The organism is uncultured Aquimonas sp., from assembly GCF_937888285.1.
Classification (GTDB): domain Bacteria; phylum Pseudomonadota; class Gammaproteobacteria; order Xanthomonadales; family Xanthomonadaceae; genus Aquimonas.
In genome coordinates this window covers 1-25,023 of the sequence record NZ_CALART010000087.1, presented here as the reverse complement: position 1 = coordinate 25,023, position 25,023 = coordinate 1, and the positions used below count along the sequence as shown (strand labels likewise).

16 protein-coding genes are annotated in these 25,023 nt (G+C 71.7%); 9 read left to right on the top strand and 7 right to left on the bottom strand.

Going from position 1 to position 25,023, the window contains the following annotated elements:
• Positions 1 to 485: 485 nt before the first annotated feature.
• Both Q0654_RS15930 and Q0654_RS15925 read left to right on the top strand, forming a co-directional pair.
• Positions 486 to 1,148: a response regulator transcription factor gene (locus Q0654_RS15930; protein WP_298855703.1), complete on the top strand. Its 663-nt coding sequence runs from the start codon at positions 486 to 488 to the stop codon at positions 1,146 to 1,148.
• Complete coding sequence (locus Q0654_RS15925; protein WP_298855700.1) at positions 1,145 to 2,539, top strand: ATP-binding protein; 1,395 nt, start codon at positions 1,145 to 1,147, stop codon at positions 2,537 to 2,539. The genes Q0654_RS15930 and Q0654_RS15925 overlap by 4 nt, the downstream gene beginning before the upstream one ends.
• A 242-nt stretch (positions 2,540 to 2,781) precedes the next feature.
• Here Q0654_RS15925 and Q0654_RS15920 read toward each other — a convergent pair whose 3' ends face one another.
• From Q0654_RS15920 to Q0654_RS15900, 5 genes are all read right to left on the bottom strand, one after another.
• The gene (locus Q0654_RS15920) at positions 2,782 to 5,910 is read right to left on the bottom strand and encodes a CusA/CzcA family heavy metal efflux RND transporter (protein WP_298855698.1); all 3,129 of its coding nucleotides are present in this window, start codon (positions 5,908 to 5,910) and stop codon (positions 2,782 to 2,784) included.
• A gap of 525 nt (positions 5,911 to 6,435) precedes the next feature.
• A complete protein-coding gene (locus tag Q0654_RS15915; protein WP_298855696.1) occupies positions 6,436 to 7,893 on the bottom strand; it encodes an efflux RND transporter periplasmic adaptor subunit in 1,458 nt (485 codons plus the stop codon).
• A gap of 41 nt (positions 7,894 to 7,934) precedes the next feature.
• On the bottom strand, positions 7,935 to 8,321 hold the full coding sequence (locus Q0654_RS15910; protein WP_298855694.1) for a hypothetical protein: 387 nt from the start codon (positions 8,319 to 8,321) through the stop codon (positions 7,935 to 7,937).
• A gap of 312 nt (positions 8,322 to 8,633) precedes the next feature.
• On the bottom strand, positions 8,634 to 10,469 hold the full coding sequence (locus tag Q0654_RS15905; protein WP_298855692.1) for a PKD domain-containing protein: 1,836 nt from the start codon (positions 10,467 to 10,469) through the stop codon (positions 8,634 to 8,636).
• 187 nt (positions 10,470 to 10,656) lie between these two features.
• On the bottom strand, positions 10,657 to 12,084 hold the full coding sequence (locus Q0654_RS15900; RefSeq protein WP_298855690.1) for a choice-of-anchor Q domain-containing protein: 1,428 nt from the start codon (positions 12,082 to 12,084) through the stop codon (positions 10,657 to 10,659).
• Between the two features lie 349 nt (positions 12,085 to 12,433).
• On the opposite strand from Q0654_RS15900, the gene Q0654_RS15895 reads away from it, so the two are divergent.
• Both Q0654_RS15895 and Q0654_RS15890 read left to right on the top strand, forming a co-directional pair.
• Positions 12,434 to 14,116 carry an AarF/UbiB family protein gene (locus Q0654_RS15895; RefSeq protein ID WP_298855688.1) on the top strand — a complete coding sequence of 561 codons (1,683 nt, stop codon included), beginning with the start codon at positions 12,434 to 12,436 and terminating at the stop codon, positions 14,114 to 14,116.
• Positions 14,117 to 14,301: 185 nt separating this feature from the next.
• Entirely contained in the window at positions 14,302 to 16,635 is a 2,334-nt protein-coding gene (locus Q0654_RS15890; protein ID WP_298855686.1) for a serine/threonine-protein kinase, read from the top strand.
• 282 nt (positions 16,636 to 16,917) lie between these two features.
• Here the strand turns inward: Q0654_RS15890 and lpxL are convergent, their stop codons facing one another.
• Both lpxL and Q0654_RS15880 read right to left on the bottom strand, forming a co-directional pair.
• A complete protein-coding gene (gene lpxL / locus Q0654_RS15885; protein ID WP_298855684.1) occupies positions 16,918 to 17,820 on the bottom strand; it encodes an LpxL/LpxP family Kdo(2)-lipid IV(A) lauroyl/palmitoleoyl acyltransferase in 903 nt (300 codons plus the stop codon).
• Positions 17,817 to 21,056: an ATP-binding cassette domain-containing protein gene (locus Q0654_RS15880; RefSeq protein ID WP_298855681.1), complete on the bottom strand. Its 3,240-nt coding sequence runs from the start codon at positions 21,054 to 21,056 to the stop codon at positions 17,817 to 17,819. The genes lpxL and Q0654_RS15880 overlap by 4 nt, the downstream gene beginning before the upstream one ends.
• 95 nt (positions 21,057 to 21,151) lie before the next feature.
• Between Q0654_RS15880 and hemB the strand changes: the two genes are divergently transcribed.
• The 5 genes from hemB to Q0654_RS15855 all read left to right on the top strand — a co-directional run bounded on the left by hemB (position 21,152) and on the right by Q0654_RS15855 (position 24,708).
• On the top strand, positions 21,152 to 22,141 hold the full coding sequence (hemB, locus tag Q0654_RS15875; RefSeq protein ID WP_298855680.1) for a porphobilinogen synthase: 990 nt from the start codon (positions 21,152 to 21,154) through the stop codon (positions 22,139 to 22,141).
• Positions 22,142 to 22,468: 327 nt separating this feature from the next.
• On the top strand, positions 22,469 to 23,311 hold the full coding sequence (gene aroE, locus Q0654_RS15870) for a shikimate dehydrogenase (protein ID WP_298855678.1): 843 nt from the start codon (positions 22,469 to 22,471) through the stop codon (positions 23,309 to 23,311).
• A gap of 39 nt (positions 23,312 to 23,350) precedes the next feature.
• Positions 23,351 to 23,602 (top strand): YkgJ family cysteine cluster protein, encoded by a 252-nt coding sequence (locus tag Q0654_RS15865; RefSeq protein ID WP_298855676.1) that lies wholly within the window; start codon positions 23,351 to 23,353, stop codon positions 23,600 to 23,602.
• A gap of 59 nt (positions 23,603 to 23,661) precedes the next feature.
• Positions 23,662 to 24,048 carry a VOC family protein gene (locus Q0654_RS15860; RefSeq protein WP_298855674.1) on the top strand — a complete coding sequence of 129 codons (387 nt, stop codon included), beginning with the start codon at positions 23,662 to 23,664 and terminating at the stop codon, positions 24,046 to 24,048.
• A gap of 117 nt (positions 24,049 to 24,165) precedes the next feature.
• Positions 24,166 to 24,708, top strand: a complete 543-nt coding sequence (locus tag Q0654_RS15855) for a YdeI/OmpD-associated family protein (protein ID WP_298855671.1) — start codon at positions 24,166 to 24,168, stop codon at positions 24,706 to 24,708.
• Positions 24,709 to 25,023: the final 315 nt, after the last annotated feature.

The window sequence follows — 25,023 nt, the reverse complement described above, 5'->3', positions numbered from 1 at the left end:
GCCATCGGGAATGTCCGCCGCTTCGGGTAGGAGAACTGCTCTCGGCGCCGGGATTCGGCATTCGGCATTCGGGATTCGGGATTCGGGATTCGGGATTCGGGATTCGGGATTCGAAGCGGCCTTGCGCGGCGGGCGTGCGACCACCGCACAGGCTGGGCCCTGGCCCACCATGAGCCCAACTCCCGCTCCGGTCTCCCCACCGCAAGATGTGCACGATGGCCATCGAAGCATGGGATAGACATACCGGGCCGAGTGTCCACGTCACGATGGGCCAGGGCCCACCCTATTCCGGTGCATAGGGTGGGCCCCGGCCCACCATGAGCTCCGCTCTGGCCTCGGTCATCTCGACCGAACGCTACCCGCACAACGGCCCTCGACAGCGTGAACCGGCGAACCGGGGCAAGCGTCCACGCCACGGTGGGCCTTGGCCCACCCTATCGGCGTGACGCGATTACAGTGTTCACCGCCCCCACCCCGGAGCCCTCATGCGCCTCTTGCTGATCGAAGACGACACCCTGCTCGGCGAGGGCCTGCAGGAAGCGCTGCGGCGCGCGGGCTATACCGTTGACTGGCTGCAGGACGGCCAGCATGCGCTGGATGCCCTGCGCGACGGCGGCTTCGACATCGCCGTCCTCGATCTCGGCCTGCCGCGGCTCGATGGGCAGCGGGTGATCCGCCAGGCGCGCGCCGCCGGCGCCACGCTGCCGGTGCTGGTGCTGACCGCGCGCGATGCGGTCGCCCATCGCGTCGAGGCGCTGGACGGTGGCGCCGATGATTTTCTGGCCAAGCCTTTCGACCCCGCCGAACTGCTGGCGCGCTTGCGCGCCCTGCTGCGCCGACGCGAGGCCGCGCCGCGCATGCAGCTGGCCTTTGCCGGTATCGAGCTCGATCCGGTGCGCTTCGAGGCGCGGCTGCAGGGCCAGCTGCTCGACCTGCCGCGGCGAGAGTTCGCGCTGCTGCATTCGCTGGTCGAGGCCAACGGCCGGGTGGTCTCGCGCGAGCTGCTGCAGCAGCGCCTGTACGGCTGGGACGAGGACGTCAGCAGCAACACGCTGGAGGTGCTGATCCACCATTTGCGGCGCAAGCTGGGTGCCGAGCGCATCGGCACCGTGCGCGGCATCGGCTACCGCCTGCTGGCGCCGGCATGAGGACGCTGTGGAAGCCGCTGCTGGTCGGCCTGCTGCTCGCCACCACCGCGGCGGGTGCGCTCAGCACCTGGGTCAGCTGGCGGGCCGCGCGCGTCGAGGTCGACGAGCTGCTCGACGCCGAGCTGTCGCAGTCGGTGCGCGCGCTCGCCGTGCTGGCCGAAGGCCTGCTGGGCGACGACAGTCTCGATGCGCAGCCGCGCGAACTGCCGGCCTGGCAGGGCGCGATGGAGCAGCTGGGTGCGGCCGCCACCGGTGCGCGCGGCCATGCCTACGAGCGTCTGCGTCGCTACTACCTGTGGCGCGGCGAGCGCCTGCTGCTGCGCTCGCAGGATGCGCCGGCGCTGGATCGCGAGGCCGCGATCGAGGGCTTTGGCGAGGTCGTGGAGGGCGATGCGGTCTGGCGCAGCTTCCGTCTCGACGGCCCCGACGGCCTGCGCGCACTGGGCCTCGAACCACTGCAGGTGCGTGCGCACATCAGCGTCGAGATCGCCCGCGGCATGGCCTGGCCCCTGCTGCTGGAGCTGCCCCTGCTGGGCCTGCTGATCTGGGCCGCGGTGCGCATGGGCAGCCGCTCGCTGCGCCGTATCGCCCGTGCGGTGTCGGCACAGGCCGGTGATCGACTGCAGCCGATCGAGCGCACGCGTGTCCCGGTCGAGATCCACGGCCTGGTCGACGCGATCAATGACCTGCTCGGCCGCGTCGACGAAACCCTGCGCCGCGAGCGCCGCTTCATCGACGAGGCCGCGCACGAGCTGCGCACGCCGGTCGCCGGTATGCGCCTGCACCTGTCAAACCTGATCGAAGCCGAGGACGATGCGGGGCGCACGCGGGCCTTGGCGCAGATCCAGCGCGCGCAGGCGCGGCTGGAACGCGGCGTGGCCCAGCTGCTGACGCTCAGCCGACTCGGCCCCGGCGCGCCCGCACCGCGCAGCCAGCGCGTGGACCTGTCCGCGCAGCTGCCGGGCTGGCTGGCCGAATGGATCGACGCCGGGCTGGCCAACGACGACGAGCTGGAGCTCGTCGCCGAGCCGGGCTGCGCGATCGACATCGACCCCGACCAGCTGCAGCTGCTGCTGCGCAATCTGGTCGACAACGCTCTGCGCCACGGCGGTCGACCGGCGCAGGTGCGCATCGAAGTCGTTCGAAGTGCGAACGAGGTGCGTCTCGCGGTGGAGGACGCCGGCCCCGGCCTGCCGCCCGACGAGCGCGCCCGCGTGCTCGACCCCTTCTACCGCCCGCCGGGCACGCGCGCCGATGGCAGCGGGCTCGGCCTGTCGATCGTCGCCCGCGTGGTCGAGCTGTCAGGCGGACAGCTGAGCCTTGGCGCGGGCCGCGAAGGCCACGGCCTGCGCGTGGAGATCGCCTGGCCGTCGAGTCCCCGAGTGCCATAGGGTGGGCCCTGGCCCACCATGAGCCAAACCCTTGCCCCGGTGATAGTTGTCCAAAACCCCCAGCGCTACGTTTCGCGAGTGAGGGCAAGGCCACGCGCGGCGGCGGAACTGGCAGGGCGAAGCGGGGCGAGACAAGCGACACCGGGGCGAGCCTCCAGCGCCACGGTGGGCCAGGGCCCACCCTATGCAGGGATTCGCGTGCGCCGCATGCACGGCGCACGCGAATCCCCAATCCCCGCTCCTCAGCCCCGCAGCCGCCACCCCAGCCAGATCCGGTAGATCGCCGGGATCAGCAGCATCGACAGCAGCGGGGCGCTGAGCATGCCGCCGAGCATGGGGGCGGCGATGCGCTGCATGGTCGCGGCACCGGCGCCGTCGCTGAGCAGGATCGGGGTGAGGCCGACCAGCAGGGTCAGCACGGTCATGGCCTTGGGCCGCACGCGCTGCACCGCACCTTCCTCCAGCGCGGCATCGAGTTCGCGCAGGGTGTTCATGCGGCCGCTCGCGCGTGCGCGCTCCACGGCCTGCGCCAGATACAGCAGCATCACCACGCCGAACTCCGCGGCCACGCCGAACAGGGCGAGGAAGCCGACCACCACCGCCACCGACAGCGCGTAGTCGAGGCCCCACAGCAGCCACAGCCCGCCGACCACCGACAGCGGTGCGGTGAGCAGCACGATCAGCGCGTCGGGCCAGCGCCGGAACACCAGGTAGAGCAGCACCAGGATGATGCCGAGTGCGGCCGGAATCGCGAGGCTCAGGCGCTCGGTCGCGCGCAGCAGGCTCTCGTACTGGCCGGTCCACCCGAGGCTCACACCCGGCGGCAGCTGCACGCGCTCGGCCAGTGCCGCATCGGCCGCGCGCATGGTGCCGATCAGGTCACGCGTATCGGTGTCGACGAACACCCAGGCGGTCAGGCGCGCGTTCTCACTGCGGATCATCGCCGGTGCTTCGACCAGTTCGATGTCGGCCAGCCGGCCCAGCGGCACCTGCGCGCCGGACGGCGTCACCACGCCGAGTTCGGCGAGCGCCTCGGGCGTGTCGCGCACGTCCTGCGGCAGCCGCATCGCCACCGGAAAGCGCCGGCGGCCCTCGTAGGCGGTGGCGATGGGTGCGCCGCCGACGGCTTCGCCCAGCCAGGCCATGAAGGCCTCCATCTCGACGCCGTAGCGGGCGAGGTCTTCGCGCCGCGGGCGGATCTCCAGGCTGCGCGCTTGTGCACCGCGATCGGCGAAGGCCGAGCGGATGCCCGGCACGTCGGTCAGCGCGGCTTCGACCTCGGTGGCCAGCGCGGTCAGCTGCTGCAGATCATCGCCGGCAAGGCGCACGCCCAGCGGCGTGCGCAGCCCGGTCGACTGCATGTCGATGCGCGTGCGGATCGGCTGCACCCAGGCATTGGTGACGCCGGGGATGCGCAGGCGGGCGTCGAGCTCGGCGATCAGGTCCTCGATGCTGAAGCCCTCGCGCCACTCGGACTCGGGCTTGAGCCGGATCGTGGTCTCGATCATCGAGATCGGCGCCGGGTCGGTGGCGCTGTCGGCGCGGCCGATCTTGCCGAACACGGTCTCGACCTCGGGCGTCTGCCGGATCAGCCGGCTGGTCTGCTGCAGCAGCTCCTGGGCCTTGCCGGGCGAAAGCTCGGGCAGGGTGGTGGGCATGTACATCAGGTCACCCTCCTCAAGCTGCGGCATGAATTCGCTGCCGAGCTGGCGCAGCGGATACAGCGCGCTGGCCGCGATCGCGAGGCTCAGCACCACGGTCAGCCAGGGCGCACGCAGCACCCCGCGCAGCACCGGCCGGTACAGCGCGATCAGGCTGCGCGAGAGGATCTGCTCGTGCTCGCCGCGGATGCGTCCGCGCACGCACAGCGCCATCAGCACGGGCCCGAGGGTCACCGCCAGCACGGCGGCGGCCAGCATGGCCCAGGTCTTGGTCCAGGCCAGCGGCGCGAACATGCGGCCTTCCTGGGCTTCGAGCAGGAACACCGGCAGGAAGCTGAGCGCGATGACCAAGAGCGACATGAACACCGCCGGGCCGACCTCGATGCAGGCCTCGGCCACGAGCGTCAGGCGCTCGGGCTCGTCCGGCTCGCGGCCGTGCTCGTCCTTGAAGTGCTCGATGCGCTTGTGGGCGTTCTCGACCAGCACGATCGCCGCATCGACCATGGCGCCGATGGCGATGGCGATGCCGCCCAGCGACATGATGTTGGCGTTGATGCCCTGCAGCCGCATGATCGCCAGCGCTGCGAGAACACCCAGCGGCAGCAGCAGGGCCGGCACCAGGGCCGAGCGGAAGTGGCCGAGGAAGAGCAGGCAGACCAGGCCGACCACCAGGATCTCCTCGACCAGCTTGGTCGAGAGGTGGTCGACCGCGCGCTCGATCAGGGCCGAGCGATCGTAGGTGGTGACGATCTCGACGCCCTCGGGCAGGCTCGACTTCAGCGCTTCAAGCCGCGCCTCGACCGCCTGGATGACCTCGCGCGCATTGCCGCCGTCGCGCATCACCACGATGCCGCCGACCACTTCGCCCTCGCCATCGAGTTCGGCCATGCCCTGGCGCGGGCCGGCGCCGAAACGGATCTCGGCGACATCGCCGAGCAGCACCGGCGCACCGTTCATCAGCGGGCCCAGCGGCACCTGCGCCAGGTCTTCGAGCTTCCGCAGGAAGCCCACGCCGCGCAGGCTGATCTCGCCTTCGCCGACCTCGATCAGCGAGCCGCCGCGCTCCGCCCCCGCCGCCCGGATGCGCGCCGCGACGTCGTTGATCTGCAGGCCGTACTGGCGCAGGCGCAGCGGATCGATGATGGCCTGGTACTGGCGCTCCATGCCGCCGACCGTGGCCACCTCGGAGACGCCGGGCAGGGCCTGCAGTTCGAGCTTCAGGAACCAGTCCTGCAGCGCGCGCAGCTCGGACAGGTCATGGCGCCCGCTGCGATCGACCAGGGCGTACTGGTAGACCCAGCCGACGCCGCTGGCATCGGGTCCGAGCGCGGGTTCGACGTTGTCGGGCAGCTCGGCGCGGGCCTGGCTCAGGTACTCCAGCACCCGCGAGCGCGCCCAGTAGGGATCCGTTCCGTCCTCGAACAGCACGTAGACGAAGGAGTCGCCGGTCATCGAGAAGCCGCGCACGTGGCGTGCACCGGGCACGGCCAGCAGGCGCGAGGCCAGCGGATAGGTGATCTGGTCCTCGACCAGCTGCGGCGACTGCCCGGGCCACTCCGTGCGAACGGTCACCTGCACGTCGGACAGGTCGGGTATCGCATCGACCGGCAGGGTGCGCATGGCCTGCAGCGCGGCCAGGGTCAGCAGCAGGGAGAGCAGCAGCACCAGGCCGCGATTGGCCAGCGAGGCGCGGATCAGGGCGGCGATCATGGCTGCACTCCGCGTCGGCGCGGCCGGGCCCACGCGGACCCGCAGAGCGGCACAGCGCTTCCGAGGACGCATTGCGCTGAGCGCCACGTCCCATCGGTGCCGCCAAGCCGGACAGCGACACGCAGACCAGGCAGGACTCTGGCGCTCCCACCGCTCGTCGCCCCCGCGCAGGCGGGGGCCCAGCCGACTCGCGCCATCGACTGGGTGCCCGCCTTCGCGGGCACGACGGCTTTGCGTTTCGAGACTGAAGGCTGCACGGCAACGACGCCTACCGGAAAGCGCGCCGAGGCCCCGACTGCGAAGCCACGCGAGCCCGGAGCTTGCCCAGGAGGCAGAACGCCCTCGCTCCCTCCGCTCGTCGCCCCCGCGAAGGCGGGGGCCCAGCCGAGTCGCGCCGTCGTCTGGGTGCCCGCCTTCCCGGGCACGACGGCTCCGCCTTTCGGCACCGGCTTGTGGATGGCGAGGACGGCGATCGAAAAGTGTGGGAGAGTGCCCACCGCGGCGACAATCAACGCCGCGCGATTCTCAATGCGCATGACCCGTCTCCAGTCGCTGCAGGCCGGCGCGCAGCGCGGCTTCGGAGTCGAGCAGGAACTGCGCCGACACCACCACGCGCTCGCCTTCCTTCAGCCCGTGCAGGATCTGGGTGCGGCCGTCGACGCGCAGGCCCGAATGCACCTGGGCCACGCGGAAGCGGCCGTCACCGGCATCGATCACCACGCGCTCGCCGTCGGCGGTGCGGATCACCGCTTCGCTGGGCACGCTCAGCACCGGCTCGCCTTCTTCGCCGCGCAGCCGCGCCTCCATGTACTGGCCGACGCGCAGCAGGCCGCGGCGGTTCGGCACCGGCACGCGCAGCTGCACGGTGCGGGTCATCGCGTCCTGGCTCGGATAGACGTAGCTGACCTCGCCGCGCCACATCCGGTCCGGCTGGTTGGGCAGGTTGAGCGCGGCATAGATCGTGCCGCTGCCCAGACGCTCCAGCTCCTCGGGGAACACCGCCACGCTGACCCAGACCTCGCTGAGATCGGTGATTTCCAGCGCGATCGTCGAGGGCTCGACGTACATGCCGTGGCGCACGTCGAGCTGGGTCACCACGCCGTCGGCGGGCGCGCGCACCGGCACCCGCTGCAGCGAGCGGCCGCGTTCGCTGAGCGCATCGATGAAACCCTCGTCGACGCCCAGCCGACGCAGGCGCTCGGCCGCCGCGCGCTGGGCGCGCGAGCCGACGCCGCCCGAACGCAGGGCGATCAGGTAGTCCTCCTGGGCGGCAACGAGATCCGGCGCGTAGATCTCCATCAGCACCTGACCGGCGCGCACGCGCTCACCCAGGGCATGCACGCGCAGGTCCTCGATCCAGCCGGGCACACGGGTGTGCACGTGACGGATGCGGTGCTGGTCGGCCACCACCTCGGCCGGTGCGCGCACCCGCGGCGACAGCACGCGGCGATCGACTTCGGCGGTGCGGATGCCCAGCGCCTGGCGCAGGCCGGCATCGACCTCGATGACGGGGGCCGCCTGCGCGGCGCTGCGGCTGCGCGCGACCAGGTCCATGCCGCAGATCGGGCAGCTGCCCGGGGTCTCGCTGGTGATCTGCGGGTGCATGGGGCAGACGTAGAGCGAGGGGGCGGCGGTTGCGGTGCCGGGCAGGGCTTCGGCGCTGGCGGCCGCAGGCAGGCCCGCGTTCGCGGCCGCCGCGGGCGTCGAGTCAGCGTGCGAGGAGTGCTCGTGTCCGTCGTGGCCGGCATGGGTCTCCGCATCCGTGTGCTGCGCGGAGGATGCGTGGTCGGCGTGGTCCGCGTGATCGGGGCCTGCGGCCGAGGCCGCGCGCTCCGAGTGATCGACGTGCGCGTGCTCGGACGCCGGCGGCGCATCTTGTGCGGCGGCCATCGCCAGGGCGGGCAGGGCGAGGGCGGACAGCGACAAGGGCAGGGTGAGCAGCAGGGCGCAGCGGCGCTGCGACCGGTGGGAAACGGCAGACATGGGAGATCTCCAGCAACAGGGACCGGGCGCGGCCCGGCGGCTCAGGCGTGATGCGCTGGGCTGTTGGAGATCGGAGGTCGAAGATTCGGCGCGCTGAACGGCGCGGCTCGCATGGGCGCTTCGAAGCCCGGCACGTGAGTCGGCGGCAGCAGGGGCCGCTGGCTCGGCGGCTCGACCGGCGGCACCTGCACGCGGCACTGCTTGCAGTGATCGCAGCCGGTCTTGGCCTTGTCGAGGCTTTCGAGGCCCGCGGCGTCGACTTCGGCCAGGGCCGCGCGCGCGGCCTTGGCATGCGGACAGTCCGGCATCGACGCCTGTGCCGATGCGCCGGACTCCGCCTGCGCCGCGAGCGCCATCGGGCAGCCGCGCGCGGCCGCGCCGGTGGCAAGGCAGAGCATCAGCAGCAGGGTGAGCAGGCGGCGCAGCATGGCGCCGATCTTAGCGCCGAAGTCGTGAACGTGCCTGCGCGCGTGGGGGCGCTCCTCCTCCGCCGCCTTGCGCGCGACGTGCGTTAGGCCGCATTCGCGAGGCGCGATTCCCGCGCCACGCGACTGGCCTCGGAGCGTGTGACAGGTTCAAACGCCGCAGCGAGGGCGTCGCTGGGCGTTCGTGGCAGGGCGCGGTACGCGAATCCAAGGGCCTTTGGCGAGCCAGTGACCGCGGAATTCGCGAAGCGCGCGGCCGCCATGGGCGGCCAGATGCGGCCGCAGCAGTCGCTGGCTTTCATCACATGCGCCCACTCAAGGTTCGAAGCCGTTGGCGAACACCACCAGGCCCAGCTCGCAGAAGCCCGCGCTCGGCGCCACGCCGCGCGGCCGGCCAAACGCATCCAGCGCCGCGCGCCGTGGGCTGGCGGCTGCCGCAAAGGCGCCGTCGGGCCGCGGGCAGTACTCGCTCAGCACACCATAGGCAGGTGTCGCCACCTGCAGCGGATTGGCCATGGCCGGGCCGGCGATGAGGTTGCCCGCCTGCTCGGCGAAGCCCTCGCTGAGCAGGGCGCCGACGTGGCTGCCGCTCACCGTCCGCAGCGCATTGTTGTAGGCGCGAACCTCCGCGGCTCCCTCGTAGTTGGCGAATGCCGCCTGCCACGGCCCGCCCTGCAGCTGGAACACGGTGTTGTGGATGAAGCGCATGCGTGAACTCGTGCCATGGTCGCCGCCACTCTTGACGAACACGGCAAAGGCATCGCCATCACCCGGCGCGCCGCGCAGGTCGAAGACGTTGTTGCGGGCGACGAAGTTGCGGCCGCCCCAGTCGAAGGCGGCATTGTTGTTGGCGCGGTAGCGCACGAAGTTGGCCTCGAACACGTAGTCGCGGAACTGCGCTGCCGCGCTGACGCCCGGCTCGACCGACACCGGCCCGCCATTGCCGCCAAAGGCCCCGCTGCTCGCATTGATGCCGCCGATGAAAGAGCGCGTGACCACGATCTTCTCGGGCCGCCGGCCATCGGGGTCGCTGGTGACCATGCTGTGCAGGCGCAGCGGCCCCGTGCAGCTGTCGACGAACTCCACCTGCGAGATCACCGCCCGCTGCAGGGTCGAGCTGCGCATGACCGAATTGGTGCTGGCGCAGACCTCGCTCGAGCGGTCGATGCGCACACCCAGCCAGGACAGGCCGCGGCCGAAGGGGAAGTTGATGACGAAGCCGCCGCGGGTGAAGCCGTCCTCGCGGGCCTCGTAGAGGGTGACGTGCTGGATGCGCTCGCGCGGGGGGTCGCCCAGCAGCGGACCGCCCTGCAGGGTCGCATAGCCGCTGGCTTCGACGCGACCGACCAGGATGTGCTGCACGGGCTGCAGGTCGGTGCTGACCGGATGGGTCAGAAAGCTGCTGAAGTCATTCTGCGCCGCCACCGGCTTTTCGCAGCGCAGCCCGAACACGCTGAAGTCGCGGGTCGCCTGCTGGGTCGAGCCGAACTCGATGCAGGCGGCACCCGCGCCCTGCAGCAGGCGCGGCAGGACGCCACTGCCGAAGGCGCCAATCTGGCCCGGTCCCTGGCCCTGCAGGCGTAACGCGCCGCCCAGGTTGAAGGCGTCGCCGCGGCGCAGCAGCAGGCGTCGACCGGCACCGCCGAAGCTCGTGTAGGCCGCCAGCGCATCGCTGCCGACCTCACGCCGCGCGCCCTGCGGACAACCGGCCCAGCTCAGGTTGTCGAGGGCAAGGCAGGTCGTCGCCGTACCGGCGAACACCGCGTCCGGATCCGCCACGCGGATCTGCTGCTGGGCGCTGGCCTGTGCGCCCGCGGCGTCGAACACCCGGACGCGCGCCGTGTAGGTGCCCGGCCGCTCGAACACATGCGTGGCCAGCGGGCCGATGGCTTCGTTGCGGCTGCCGCGCAATGCGCCGGTCGACCACTGGCCCGCCTCGGCATCGCCGAAGTGCCACAGATACTCGAGGTCGGTGAAGCTGTCGACAGCGAGGCTGTCGTGGCTGCTGGCGCTGGCATCGAACTGCACCGCACAGGGCGCAGTGCAGTCGATGCGCGAGGCCTGCAGGCGAGCCTCGATCTGCGCCTGGACGACGCCGGCCCACAGGCCGCACAGGAGGAACAGGACAGGTCGGGCGGACAGCAGGCACACAAGCGCATCTCCGTGAACAATTGCCGCCAAGCCTGCCGTGCAGAAGCCGAGGGCGCGCCCGCGCCAGGAGCGATCGGCAGGATTCCGCCGACAGGCGTCGCGCGGCTGCGCTCGGCACGGGGCCTTGGCGCCCACGCATGTCCTGCTTCGAGCGCAGACGCCACGACGCGGTCTGCGACGCGCGCGTTCAGTCCTCGAACCCGTCGGTGAACAGCTCGGTCGCCTGCAGCTCGAAAGCGCCGACGTCGCAGGTGGCGCTGCCGTCGCCGTTGCCATCCTGCGGACGCGCGACACCGCGCGTATCGGTCGGCAGGCAGCGCGCGGCGTTGGCCCCATCGACCGCCGGGCTGGTCGTTTCGAAGGCCAGCACCGGCATCGTGGCCGCCTCGTCCACGCCGATGATCTGGAAGTCGCTCACGGCGACTGCGCCCGGCAAGCCAACGCTGCAGCTGCTGTCGCCTGTGCCCAGCAGGGTGCCCAGCGTGCTGGCGGCAGCGCTGCTGAGCGCGCAGGCGTTGCCGGAGCCGGCGCGCTTGGGCGCCATCGCGCTGTTGCTCCACTCGACCAACTGGGTGGACGACGTCGTGAGGTGCGCGCCCAGGTCCGCCTGGTTGCTGAAGAAGCTGAGATGGCGGCCGACCAGGCGTGCGCCCTGCGTGGTCAGCGCGCCGCCGCCGCCGCTGACGCGGTTGCCGACGAAGCTCAGGTTCTCCAGGGTGATTTGCGCCGAGCCCTCGCCATTGTTGCCGCGTGCGAACACGGCACCGGCGTCAGCCGATCGATTGCCGCCGAAATAGCTGCGCACGATGCTGAGCGTGCAGCTCGGGCAGTCGAGTGCCAGCGCACCGCCGAAGCCCGAGCCACCGGCTTCGGGCACAGCGAAGTTGCCGATGAACACGCTGTCGCGGATCTCCACCGTCGAGGCCGTCGCGCCCAGCCAGCTGATCGCACCGCCGCTGGTAAAGCCGCCGTTGGTGGCGTTGTCGATGAAGCGCGAGGACTGCACCAGCAGCGGCCCGCTGACTGCCATCGCTCCACCCGTTCCGGCGCCGGTGCCGATATGGGCGGCGGCATTGGCCTCGAACACGGTCTCGAACACGCCGACGCTGGCAACGGCCGACCAGCGCACCGCGCCGCCGGACGCGTTGGTTGCGCCGCTGCCGGTGGCGAGACAGCCGACGAAGCGCATGCGGTCCAGCACCAGGCTGTCGACGCTGCCGGCGCCGTCCGAGGCCAGACAGCCGCCGCCGGCGGCGGCGCGCCCCTGCTGCAGGGTGAAGCGGCGCAGGGTCAGCGCGTCGGAGGACGCCAGCAGACGCAGGTCCTGCGTCGTATCGAAGGGCCGCAGCACCGGCGCGCGACCGTTGCCGTCGATCTCGGCGATCACGTTGATCCGCGGCAGCGCCGTGAACAGCTCGATTTCGCCGTTCAGCGGATAGGCCGCGGTGAACTCGATGCGGTGCGGGCCGGTGGCGTCACCGGCCGCGTTGGCGGCGAGGATCGCGGCGCGCAGCGAGCCCGCGCCGTCGTCATCGAGGCTGGTGACACTGAAGGTGGCCGCGGCGGCGGGCAGGCTGGCGAAGGCCAGCAGCAGGGCGGGCAGGGTGCGAGGCATGGGGTGGATCCGCTGGGAAGACAGCGGCGATACGGCGCCGGCAGCGGCGTCCCGACACCCCCGAATCTCCAGCAACCCGCATAGGGTGGGCCCTGGCCCACCAAGAGCCCAAGGCTCGCCCCGGTCCTGGCTCGCCAACGCGCGCAGCGCGACGGTGCTCGCCCCGGCGCAAGGGCCCACGCGATGACCGCGACCAATGCGGCGGAACCGGCAGAGCGAAACCGGGCCTGACACGCCTCATCGGGACGCCTGTCCGCGCATGGACAGGCGACATCGGGGCGATCCTCAGCGCCACGGTGGGCCAGGGCCCACCCTATGCGGCGGCGCACGGCCGTCTACACTCCCACACATGCTCTGGGAAACCCTCACCGCCGCCCGTGACCTCGGCCGACTGCATGAAGTGGCGGGCGTGCTGGTGCGGCATGGCTTTGGCGATGTCGCGCGCAGGCTCGGCATGTTGGGCGCGCTGGAGCGCGTCGGCCGCGTGCTGCCGACGCAGAATCTGGAGGCGCTGGTCGCCTTGAAGCCCGAGCAGCGCATCCGCTGCGTGCTGGAGGAGCTTGGGCCCTGCTTCGTCAAGCTGGGCCAGGTGCTGGCGACGCGTGTGGACCTGTTCGGGCCGGAGTGGATCGCCGAGTTCGGCAAGCTGCAGAACCAGGTGCCGGCGCTGGCCTTCGAGCAGCTGCAGGCCCAGCTTGAACAGGATCTCGGCGGCAGTGTCGAGACGGTGTTCGCCGAGTTCGACACCGCGCCGCTGGCGGCCGCTTCGATCGCCCAGGTGCATCGCGCGCGCCTGCCCGACGGCCGTGCGGTGGTGGTGAAGATCCGCCGCCCCGACATCGAGGCCACGGTCGCCGCCGACACCCGCCTGCTGGAGCGCGTCGCCCGCGCGGTCGAGTCCGAATGGCCGGAGTGGCGGCGCTACCAGCCGCTGGCCCTGGTGCGGCAGCTGAAGTCCTCGCTGCGCCGCGAGCTCGACTTCGCCGCCGAAGGCCGGCACGCCGAGCGCATCGCCGCGAGCTTCGCCGAGGAGCCGCGGATCGTGGTGCCGCGCGTGCACTGGCCGCTGACCGGCACGCGGGTCAACGTGCAGGACTACATCGAGGGCGTGCCGCTGTGCGAGGGCGCGGCGCTGGAGGCTGCCGGCGCCGACCGCGCCGCCATCGCCAGGCTCGGCGCGCAGGCGGTGCTGAAGATGATGTTCGAGGACGGCTTCTTCCACGCCGATCCGCATGCCGGCAATGTGTTCTGGCTGCCCGGCGATCGCCTTGGCCTGATCGACTTCGGCATGGTCGGGCGCCTGTCCGAGGGCCGCCGCAGCCAGCTGATCGAGCTGATGCAGGGCCTGGTCGCGCGCGACACCGAGGCCGTGGTCGAGGTGCTGCTGGCCTGGGCCGAGGAGGGCGAACTCGACGAGGACGCGCTCGCCGAGGACATCGATGCCCTGATCGACAGCTACCACGGCGTCCCGCTGGGCCAGCTGCAGTTCGGCCGCCTGCTCAGCGAGGTGATGGCCCTGCTGCGCGATCATCACCTGGTGCTGCCGGCCGATCTCGCGCTCGTCATCAAGGTCTTCGTGACGCTCGAAGGCATGGGCCGCATGCTCGACCCGGGCTTCGACATGGCGGCCGAGGCCGCGCCCTTCCTGCGGCGCTCGGTGCTGCGTCGCTACCACCCGCGAGCCATGGCCAAGCGCGGCTGGCGTGCGGCCGGCGATGCCCTGGCCCTGCTGCAGGCGATGCCGCGCGAGCTGCGCCAGCTGCTGCAGACCGCGCGCCGCGGGCGCTTCAACGTGCACATCGACGTCGACCGCTTGAAGCGATTCGGCGAGCAGGTCGAGCACTCGGCCAACCGGCTCAGCATCGGCGTGGTCACCGCCGCGCTGATCATCGGCTCCTCCATCGTGATGACGGTCTCCGGCGGGCCAACCCTGTTCGGCCTGCCGCTGTTCGGCCTGCTCGGCTTCCTCGGCGCGGGTGCCTGCGGCGCCTGGCTGATCTGGTCGATCTGGCGCAGCGGCGGCGGGCGCTGAGTCGGGGTCTGGGGCAACGCTGAAGAATTCCGCGTTGTCGCGCGCCTCGGCGGCCCAGCCGGCGGCGGCGAATCGCCACCCCGCTCTTCGCTCCGCAGCGAGGGCGCGATGGGACGGGCGGAACCCGGGCGGGCCGCGCTGGGCGCTGTCGCCAGCACGCGGCATACTCCGGCGCCGGAGGACGCATGAGCATTCCATCCAGCGAACACGAGGACGCGCCGACTGTAGCCGTTGCCGCGGCTGCAACGGCCGCCGGCTCGGCGGCCCAACCCGGTCTGCGCATTGGCGCCTACCAGCTGAAGCGTTCCCTGGGCGCTGGCGGCATGGGTGAAGTCTGGCTGGCCGAGCAGCTTGAACCGGTGCGCCGGCCGGTGGCGCTCAAGCTGATGCAGCGGCAGCTGCTGAACCCGCTGTCCGAAGCCTACTTCGAGGTCGAGCGGCAGGCGCTGGCGCGGATGGACCACCCGGCCATCGCCAAGGTCTTCGACGCCGGCCGCACGCCGGAAGGCCACCCCTGGCTGGTGATGGAGTGGATCGATGGCGAGCCGCTGCTGGACTGGTGCCGGCAGCGCCGGCCCGAGCTGCCGGCGCGCCTGCGCCTGATGGCTGCGCTGGCCCGCGGCGTGCAGCACGCGCACGCGCGCGGCGTGCTGCATCGCGATCTGAAGCCCGGCAACGTGCTGGTGGTGCAGGTCGACGGCCAGCCGCAGCCCAAGCTCATCGATTTCGGCATCGCGCTGGGGCTGGATGCAGGCCCGACCAGCCCCGGCGATGCGCACAGCTACGAAGCCGCCGGCAGCGGCGCCTTCATGAGCCCGGAGCAGCGCGCCGGCACGGCCGAGGCCATCGATCCGCGCGCCGATGTCTATGCGCTTGGCATGATCCTGCTCTGCCTGCTGCTGCCCGATGCGCGCCTGGGCGTGCTGGGTGAGGACAGCCTCGATGCGCAGCGACTGCGTGCGCGGTTCGACGCCGCGCTGGCCACCGGACGCGGGCGCAGCGAACCGCTGCTGGCGGCCGTGCCGCGCGCGCTGCTGCAGGTGTTGCGCTGCGCGCTGGCGCCACGCCAGGCCGAACGCTACGCCTCGGCCGAAGCGCTGGCGATCGAACTCGAGCGCTATCTGCAGCGGCGACCGCTGGCGGTGGTGGGCGAGGGCCGGCTGTACCGTTCCGGCCTGTTCCTGCGCCGCAATGCGCTGGCGGCCTCGGCAGTCGCCGCGATCGTGCTGGCGCTGGCGGCGGGGCTCAGCTTCGCCCTCTACGGCCTGCGCCAGGCGCGCAGCGAGGCCGACCACGCGCGGGTGATGAGCGGCTTCATGTCCGACGTGCTGACCGGGGTCGATCCGCAGTATGCCGATGGGCTGGACCGCAGCCTGCTGAACCGCATCCTCGACGATGCCGCGCGCAACGCCGAGCGCCAGCTCGGATCGCGACCGGATGCGCTGGCCGAAGTGCTGGGTGTGGTCGGCAGCACCTATGCCAACGTCGGCGACCATACGCGCGGCATCGAGCTGCTGCGTCAGGCGCAGGCGCTGGCGGAGGCACAGCTGCCGCCCGCGCACCCCACGCGCCTGCACGTGGCCCGCCGCCTCGGCGATGCGCTGGCCATCACCGGCGAAGCGAAGGCGGCCGAGGCCCTGCTGCGGCCCGCGCTGGCGGCGATGGGCGCGTTCGACCCGCGCTATCCGCTCGCCGCGCCCGATCTGCGCCTGAGCCTGGCCTGGGCGCTGCGCGACCAGGGGCGTTTCGAGGAGGCCTTGACCGAGGTGCGCGCCGCCCGCGCCGCGCTGGCCGCACTGCCGACGCCGGAAGGCGATCCGGATCCACTCACCGCCGGCTATGTCGAGCAGGTGGTGCTGAGCGACATGGGCCGTGCCGCCGAGGCCGAAGCCGCGCTGCGGCCGCTGCTGCAGGCGCATGTCGCCGCCTATGGCGAACACCATGCGCGGACCCTGCGGATCAGCAACAGCCTCGGCGTGCTGCTCCTGCAGCAGCGGCGATTCGCCGAAGCCGAGCCGGTGCTGCGGCAGACCTTGAGCGCCAGCGAGGAGCTGTATGGCGCCCATCACACGGCGACCCTCAACCCCCTGAGCAACCTTGCCGGCGCGCTACGCCAGCAGGGCAAGGTCGAGGAGTCCGGGCCCTACTACCGGCGCGCCTACGAGGGCTTCGTGGCGGCTTTCGGCGAGACCCACCCACGCGCGATCCAGACCCTGGCCAACCTCGGCAACTACCACCTGAGCGCGGGCGATGCGCAGGCCTCGCTGCAGAACCATCTGCGCGCCCGCGAGCTGTCGGACGGCGTGTTTCCGGCCGAGCATCCGGTGATCGAGGAAACCCATTTCGGCGCCGGCAAGGCGCATGCGGCGCTGGGCCAGTGGGCGGAAGCGCAGGTCGAACTGGAGCGCGCCCTGCAGCTTCGCAGCGCGCGCCTGCCACCCGAACACCCGGGCATCGCTGACGTGCAGGCGGAGCTGGACAAGGTGCGGGCCGCGCTGGCGGCCGGCGATCGGGGCTGAGGTGTTCGACCCTGCGGCGAGTGCGCCTGCCTGTGATCGCGATGACCGCGGCAGGCGTGGGGCTCATGGTGGGCCAGGGCCCACCCCAGGGCGAGCCATCAATTGGGCGGGCCGAGCCCAACGAAGCCCGTCTGCCATAGGGTGGGCCCTGGCCCACCGTGGGCCTGACGTTCACCTCGGTCTGAGATCCAACGCCTCCGGCAAGGTCGCGCTGCGGGCGATCCAACCCGCAGCGTTGCTGGGCCTCCAAACACGCCGACGCTGGCGTCGTTCAAGCCTTGCTCAATACACCGGCGGCTCGCCCGGTGGCCGGCGCTTGTAGCGCTTGTGCACCCACAGGTACTGCGCCGGCGCCTCGCGCACCATGGCCTCGACCGCGGTGTTGACCCGCGCGGTGTCGGCGGCGGCGTCGGTGCTGGGGAAATCGGCCAAGGGCTGGCCGATGCGGAGCACGTAGCGGGCGCCCTCGCGACGATGGAAGAAAGGCACCACGGCCGCACCGGACAGTCGCGCCAGCTGGTGGGTGGCGGTGATGCTGGCGGCGGGAATGCCGAAGAAAGGCACGAAGACGGTGTCCTTGCCGAGCATGTCCTGGTCCGGCGCGTACCAGAGGATGCCGCCGCCCTTCAGATGACGGATCGCCGCGCGCAGCTCCTCGCGCTTGAACATGGCGCTGGCATAGCGCAGGCGTCCGGCCAGCACCGCGGCTTCCATCACCGGCTCGTCGTGGGCGCGGTACATGCCGGCCACCGGCACGTGCGCGGTCAGCAGACGCCCGCAGGCCTCCAGGGTGGTGAAGTGGCCGGACACCAGCAGTACGCCGCGGCCGTCGCGGGCCAGCGCCTGCAGGTGCTCGATGCCCTCGATCTCAAGACCCCGCCGCCAGGGCTTCTCGCTGCCGAACCAGGCGCGGGCGAATTCGAAGGCGCCGGTGCCGAGCGCGGCGAAGTGCTCGCGCAGCAGGCGCGCGCGATCGGCGGGCGCGAGTGCAGGAAACACCAGCTCCAGATTGCGCGCCGCGACGCGTCGACGGCCCGGCGCCACCCACAGCAGCAGACGGCCCAGCACCGGACCGAGGCGCAGCTGCCAGGACCAGGGAACGCGCGCCGCCAGCTTGAGCGCGGCAACACCGAGCTGGGCCGGCCAGTGGCGCGGCGCCCACAGGGAAGAAGACTTGGAGCTCATGGCGCCAGTGTAGCGGCCGCGCTGCGTCGGCCGGAGTCCTGCAGGCTGCGCCAGGCGCCGACCAGCGCTCGCGTGTGCGCATGCTGCGGCGACGACAGCAGGCTTCCGGTCGGGCCGGCCTCGACCACGCGGCCCTCGAACATCACCGCACAGCGCTGGGCCAGCGCCGCCGCCGCGCCCGGGTCATGGGTGATGAACAGCAGGCTCAGGCCCCGCGCGCGCTGCAGATCGCGCAGCAGGCCCAGCACCTGGCGGCGGCTGATGGCATCCAGCGCGCTGACGGCTTCGTCGCAGACCAGCAGCGCGGGTGTGAGCATCAGCGCGCGGGCGATGGCGATGCGCTGGCGCTGGCCGCCGGAGAAGGCGTGTGGATACCGCTCCAGCGCATCGGATTCCAAGCCGACTTCGTTCAGGGCCTGCACCAGTCGGTCGCGCGTGCAGCGCTCGCCGTGCAGGGCCAGTGGCTCGGCCAGCAGGGCGGCGATGCGCTGGCGCGGGTCGAGCGAGCTGTAGGGGTCCTGGAACACGATCTGCGCGCGCGGACGCACCTGCCGCAGTGCGGCGCCCTGCAGCGTGTGCAGCGGCGCCTGCTGCAGCCAGGCTTCGCCCTCGATGCGCGCGTCGGTGAGCTGCAGCAGGCCGCGCACCAGCGAACTCTTGCCGCTGCCGGAGGCGCCGAGCACCGCCAGGCACTCGCCGCGGGCGAGCTGCAGATCCACGCCCTGCACGGCGGCGCGTACGGTGCCGCGATAGCGCAGGCCAAAACCGCGCAGGCGCAGCAGTGGCGCGGTCGCTTCGGTCGCTGAAGACGGAAGCGATGCGGCGGGCGCAGCCGCTGGAGTGCGCGCTTCATTGCCTGGGTGGGCCGCAGCGCGGGTGTCCTGGTCGGTGATGTGGCGATCCGGCGCTTCGCTGGACTCGCGCGCCGCCAGCAGTCGCTGCGTATAGCCCGCCTGCGGCCTTGCGAGGACACCGGCCGTCGGCCCCTGCTCGACCACACGCCCGCGCTCCAGCACGCAGAGCCGGTCGGCCAGACGCGCGACCACGTCGAGATCGTGACCGATGAACAGCAGGGCGAGGCCGCGCTCGCGGCGCAAGCGCTCGAGCAGCTCCAGCACCTCGTGCTGACTCAACAGATCGAGCGCGCTGGTGGCCTCGTCGCAGATCAGCAGCTGCGGCTGCCCGCACAGGGCCAGCGCGATCATCACCCGCTGGCGCTGGCCGCCGCTGAGCTGGCCGGGACGGGCGCGCAGGAAGCGTTCGACCGACGGCGTCGCTGCGCGCGCTGCATCGGCAGGCCCTCGCGGTGGGTGCTCGCCGGGGCCGTATTCGCGCGGACCGCGCGCGTCGGGTCCCGATGTCGCGGCTCGGCCGAAGTATCCGGGCCCCGCTTCGCCCGTCCCGGTCGGGCCGGGACTTGCTCCCCACGGCGTGACCGTGTCCGGTTCGGTCTCGCCCAGCCCGACCTCGATCAGCGCCGCGCGTGCGGCGGACTGCAGCGCCTTGCCGCGCAGGCCGCGCAGCTGGCGCAGGCTCTCGCGCAGCTGGCTGCCGACGCTGCGGAGTGGATGCAGGCTGGCCAGCGGGTCCTGGAAGACCAGGCCGATCGCGCGCCCGCGCAGCTCCGCCGGCAGCGGCTCGGCCAGATCGACGCAGCGATCACCAAGCTGCAGCCGCCCCTGCGCACGCAGCCCGCGCGGCAGCAGCCCCGTCAGCGCCAGCGCCGACAGGCTCTTGCCCGAGCCCGAGCCGCCGATCAGGCCGAGGCACCCGCCGCGCACCAGCGCGAACGACAGCGGACCGATCACCCGGCCGTCGGGGAGCGCGATCGAAAGGTCCTTGACGGCGACTGCGGCCTCTCGAGTAGCGCTGGATCCGGAACGCGGCAGTTCGGTGAAAGCGGCTTGCGATTGAGGCAAGGGCAACTGGGCCCCCGCCTGCGCGGGGGCGACGGCGGCTGAGGTCGGCGAGGCTTCCACCTCGTGGAGGCGCTCCAGCGGCGCGTGGCCAGGGAGCCGCTGCGAAACCTTCGATTCGTCATCCCCGCGAAGGCGGGGATCCAGCGGGCTGGCGATCGAGGCGACTTCCTTCGACTGGGACAAGCGCATCCGGGCCCCCGCCTGCGCGGGGGCGACGGCGATCGGGATCCACGGGGCTTTTGATTCCTGCGTGCAAGGCCGCGCCGCGCCAAGGTGCAGTTGCGTCCGCGCAGCTCGTGCCTGATCTCTTGGAGCCAGTCCTTCGTGATCTTCCGGAGCCCGTTCTTCGTGATCTTCCGGAACCTGTGATTCGTCATCCCCGCGCAGGCGGGGATCCAGTGTTCTTGCGACGGAGGTGGCTTCCTTCGGGTTGGCTGCAGGACCGGTGTGACTGGTCTCGCTCGACGCGTCGCGCAGCTTCGGATCCAGCGCATCGCGCAGCGCCTCACCCAGGCGCTGGAAGGTGAGCAGAAGCGCGCACAGCAGCAGGGCGGGGCCGATCAGTACCCAGGGCGCGGTGTCGAGCTCCTGCGCGCCTTCACCCAGCAGCGCCCCGAGCCCGGCCCAGGGCTCGCTCAGGCCGAGGCCGAGAAAGCCGAGAAAGCTCTCGACCAGCACCACGTTGGCGGCGATCAGGCCGGCATAGACGAGCGCCAGCGGCAGCAGGTTGGGCACCACATGCCGGCGCAGCAGATCGAGTCGCCCGGCGCCGGCGGCGCGCGCGGCCAGCACGAAGCCGCTGTCGCGCAGGCGCGAGGCCTCGGCGCGCAGCACCCGCGCGAGATCGATCCAGGCTTGGCCTGCGATGGCGGCGAGCAGCAGCCACAGCGAACGCTCGAACAGCGCCAGCAGCAGGATCACCAGCAGCAGGAAGGGCAGGGCGGACAGCACGTCCAGCGCGCGCATCATCAGCCGCTCGCTGCGGCCGCCGACCAGCCCTGCCCACGCGCCGTAGGCCAGCCCGATCAGCAGGGCGACCAGCGTCGCGCACACCCCGATCAGCAGGGACATGCGCAGGCCCATCAGGCTGCGCGCCAGCACGTCGCGGCCGATCGCATCGGTGCCCAGCCAGTGCTGCCAGGACGGCGGCTCGGACAGCGCCTCCCAGTCGGGCTTCCAAGCCGCCTCGCTGCCGGTGAGCAGCGGGCCAACGAAGCCGAGCACGGCGAGCACGCCCAGCAGCCACAGCAGGCGCCGCACGGGCGGCGAGGCCAGCGCGAAGCGTTGGGCGGGCGAGGGCAGGGCTTCGACAGTCATCGCCGCGCAGGATACGGCCAGGCGATCGCGATCAACGAGCGCAGACAGGCTCAGCCTTACACTTCGCGCCTTCCCCGAATCGACCGGAGACCGCCATGGCCTACCCGCACACCCGTCCCCGCCGCATGCGCCGCGACGACTTCTCGCGCCGGCTGATGCGCGAGCATCGCCTGAGCGCGGACGACCTGATCCTGCCGGTGTTCGTGCGCGAGGGCGAGAGCGTGCGCGAGTCGATCGGCTCGATGCCGGGCGTGGAGCGGCTGTCGATCGATCTGCTGCTGAAGCTCGCCGATGAAGCCGTCGAACTCGGCATTCCGGCGCTGGCCCTGTTCCCGGTGACGCCGCCCGAAGCCAAGTCGCTGGACGCGGCCGAGGCCTGGAACCCGCAGGGCCTGGCCCAGCGCGCGGTGCGCGCACTCAAGGCCCGGCATCCGGGTCTCGGCGTGATCACCGATGTCGCCCTGGACCCCTTCACCACCCACGGTCAGGATGGCCTGATCGACGCCAGCGGCTATGTCGTCAACGACGAGACCGTCGAAGCCCTGGTCAAGCAGGCCCTGAGCCATGCCGAGGCCGGCGCCGACGTGGTCGCGCCCTCCGACATGATGGACGGCCGCATCGGCGCGATTCGTTCCGCGCTGGAAGCAGCCGGCCACATCCACACCCGCATCCTCGCCTATTCGGCCAAGTACGCCAGCAGCTTCTATGGGCCCTTCCGCGACGCCGTCGGCTCGGCCGGCAACCTCGGCAAGGGCAACAAGTACACCTACCAGATGGACCCGGCCAACTCCGACGAGGCCCTGCGCGAGGTCGGCCTCGATCTCGACGAGGGTGCCGACATGGTGATGGTCAAGCCGGGCCTGCCCTACCTCGACATCGTGCGGCGGGTGAAGGACCGCTTCGGCGCGCCGACCTTCGTCTACCAGGTCAGTGGCGAGTACGCGATGCTGAAGGCCGCCGCGCAGAACGGCTGGCTGGACGAGCGTGCGGTCGCGCTGGAGTCGCTGCTGTCGATCAAGCGCGCCGGCGCCGACGCCATCCTCACCTACTACGCGCTGGACGCCGCGCGCTGGCTGCGCGCATAGGGTGGGCCCAGGCCCACCGCGAGCTGTGCCCTGCTCTTGGCGTGCCTGCCCTCACGCCTTCGTCCACGCCACCGCCCGTCGGCTGCGCGAAGCCCCCTGCCCACAGGGTGGGCCCTGGCCCACCGTGGCCCACCGTGGCCCATGCGCAGCGCGAGCGGCCGGTCGCTTCCCACCCGAGGCCGCGCGCTGGCGGCAGACCCATGCCGCGTCGCGCGCTGCAGACAAGCGACCGATCCGACTTTGCGGCACGCGCGCGCCCGCCGGAGCGCGCAGCGCAAGCTGCTAGAGTCCAAGCCCTGACCCCGCATCCGCATCGAGGAGCCCGCCATGACCCAGCACTTCGCCGTCTTCGGCCAGCCCATCCACCACTCGCTCTCGCCCTGGATCCACGCCGCCTTCGGCAAGCAGTGCGGGATCGACCTCGACTACCGCGCGATCGAAGCGAGCCCGGCGGACTTCGCCACCGCGATTGCGTCCTTCGGGGCGGCCGGCGGTCGCGGCGCCAACATCACCCTGCCGCACAAGGAGGCTGCCTACGCCCTGTGCAAGGAGGTGAGCGAATACGCCTTCCACGCCGGCGCGGTGAACACCCTGATCCGCCAGGGCGACGGCTGGCTGGGCGACAACACCGACGGCGCCGGGCTGATCCGCGACCTGACCGAGCGCGAGCGCCTCGACCTGCGCGGTCGCCGCTGCCTGATGATCGGCGCCGGCGGCGCCGCGCGCGGCGTCGCGCCCGCGTTGATCGAAGCCGGCGTGGCCGAGCTGATGATCGTCAACCGCAGCCCGGAGCGCGCCGACAAGCTGGCCGACATCCTTGGCGAGCCGGATCGCGTCAAGACCCGCTACTGGCAGGACATGGGCGAGCAGGGCAGCTTCGAGCTGATCATCAATGCGACCTCGGCGGGCCGCCTCGGCGGCAGCCTCGACCTGCCCTTCAGCCTGCTGGCGCCGCGCGCGCTGTGCGTCGATCTCAGCTACGGCGAGGCGGCGATCCCCTTCCTGTCCTGGGCCCGCGCCGGCGGCTGCGAGCACGCCGTCGATGGCCTCGGCATGCTGGTCGAACAGGCCGCCGAGAGCTTCCTGCGCTGGCACGGTGTGCGCCCGCAGACCGATGAGGTCTACGCCGCGCTGCGCGCCCGCGATAACGAACTGCAGACCGCTGACTGATGCGTGGCGGCAGGCCCTGCCGGTGAGCCCGTGTCGGTGATGTTGTGCAGAGCCGGCTGCGGTGCCTGCTGCATCGCGCCCAGCATCAGCAGCCCGATCCCCGGCATGCCGCAGGGCAAGCCCGCGGGCGTGCGCTGCGTGCAGCTGGATGCGCTGAACCGCTGCCGGATCTTTGGACAGCCCGAACGCCCGGCGGTGTGCTCGGCGCTCAAACCCGAACCCGCGATGTGCGGCGCGGATGTGACCGAAGCGCTGGCCTGGCTGACGCGGCTGGAGCAGGCCACACGCTGAGGCGCGTCGCCCGGAAGCCCGCCGTGGTCTCGCGCCTCACTCCGAACGGAGAGACTCCCATGCGCCAACCTGCTGCCAGTGGCGTGCTGATCTACGCCAGCCAGCTCGACCGCATGTCGGTCTTCTATCAGCGGGTGCTGGGCCTGCGCGAAGTGCATGCCGATGCGATGCATCGGGTGCTGAGCGGCGCCGACACGCAGCTCCTGCTGCACGCCCTGCCGCCGCAGGTCGCAGCGCAGGTGGTGATTGCATCACCGCCCGAGCCGCGCGAGACCCAGGCCATCAAGCCCTTCTTCACCGTGCCCAGCCTGGACGCCGCCGAGCGCGAGGTCGAAGCCTGCGGGGGTCGCATCCACGGTCCGATCTGGCCCGGCCCCGGTCTGCGCGTGCGCAACGTCTGCGACCCCGAAGGCAACGTCCTGCACCTGCGCGAACGGGTGAGCTGACCGAGGCGCTCACCCGCAGGGGGGCAGCGCGCTGGCCGCCATGGCAGGATCGTGGCCGTACCCGACAGCGAGGGTGCTCGACACAATTCCATCCGACGGCACGACCGGAGCGCTCACATGCTCAAGTTCCAGGCCCGATTGCTGCGCCCCGCCCGCCCCGAGACCGCGGACTGGGCGTTCTTCGTGCTGCCACCGGACATCAGCGCCGCGCTGCCCTCGCGCAGCCAGGTCAGCGTCGAGGGCCAACTGCAGAGCGTCGGTTTCGAGACCACGCTCGAACCCGATGGCAAGGGCGGTCACTGGATGCGGGTCGCTGCCGAGCTGATGAAGGCGGCCCGCGCGGCCCCCGGCGATACCGTCGCGGTCACGATGTCGGCACTCGCGCGCGAGCCTGAACCCACGGTGCCCGAAGACTGGGCCGCAGCGCTGGCTGCGCAGCCCGCAGCGCGCGCGACCTGGGATGACATCACGCCGGTGGCGCGGCGCGACTGGATCCAGTGGATCACCTCGGGCAAGAAGGCCGAGACCCGCGTCAAACGCATCGCCACCGCCTGCGACATGCTGGCCAAGGGCAAGCGCCGCGCCTGCTGCTTCGATCGTTCGGGGATCTACAGCGGCGCTTTCAGCGCGCCGGAGGCCGCAGACCAGGTGGACGCTTGAGAGCTTCCCAGCCCTGCGTGGCGGGCCGCGTGTTCTCGAAGAAGCGTGGACTCACTCGCTCGCGCTTTGTGTAGGAGCCTGCTTGCAGGCGACCGCAGCCTGCGCCCTGCACGACACTGCGGGTCGCGAGCAAGCTCGCTCCTACAAACAGCCGGTACGCGGGACCCCATTTGCGTCCTGCGGTCAACCGAGTGTTTTGCTCCAACCTCCGTGATTCAACGGACTGCTTCGCTGCCCTCGCCCCGCGTCGATTGAGTGTCTTGCTCCCCTCTCCCCTGGAGGGAGAGGGGCCGGGGGAGAGGGGGCGATCTTGCC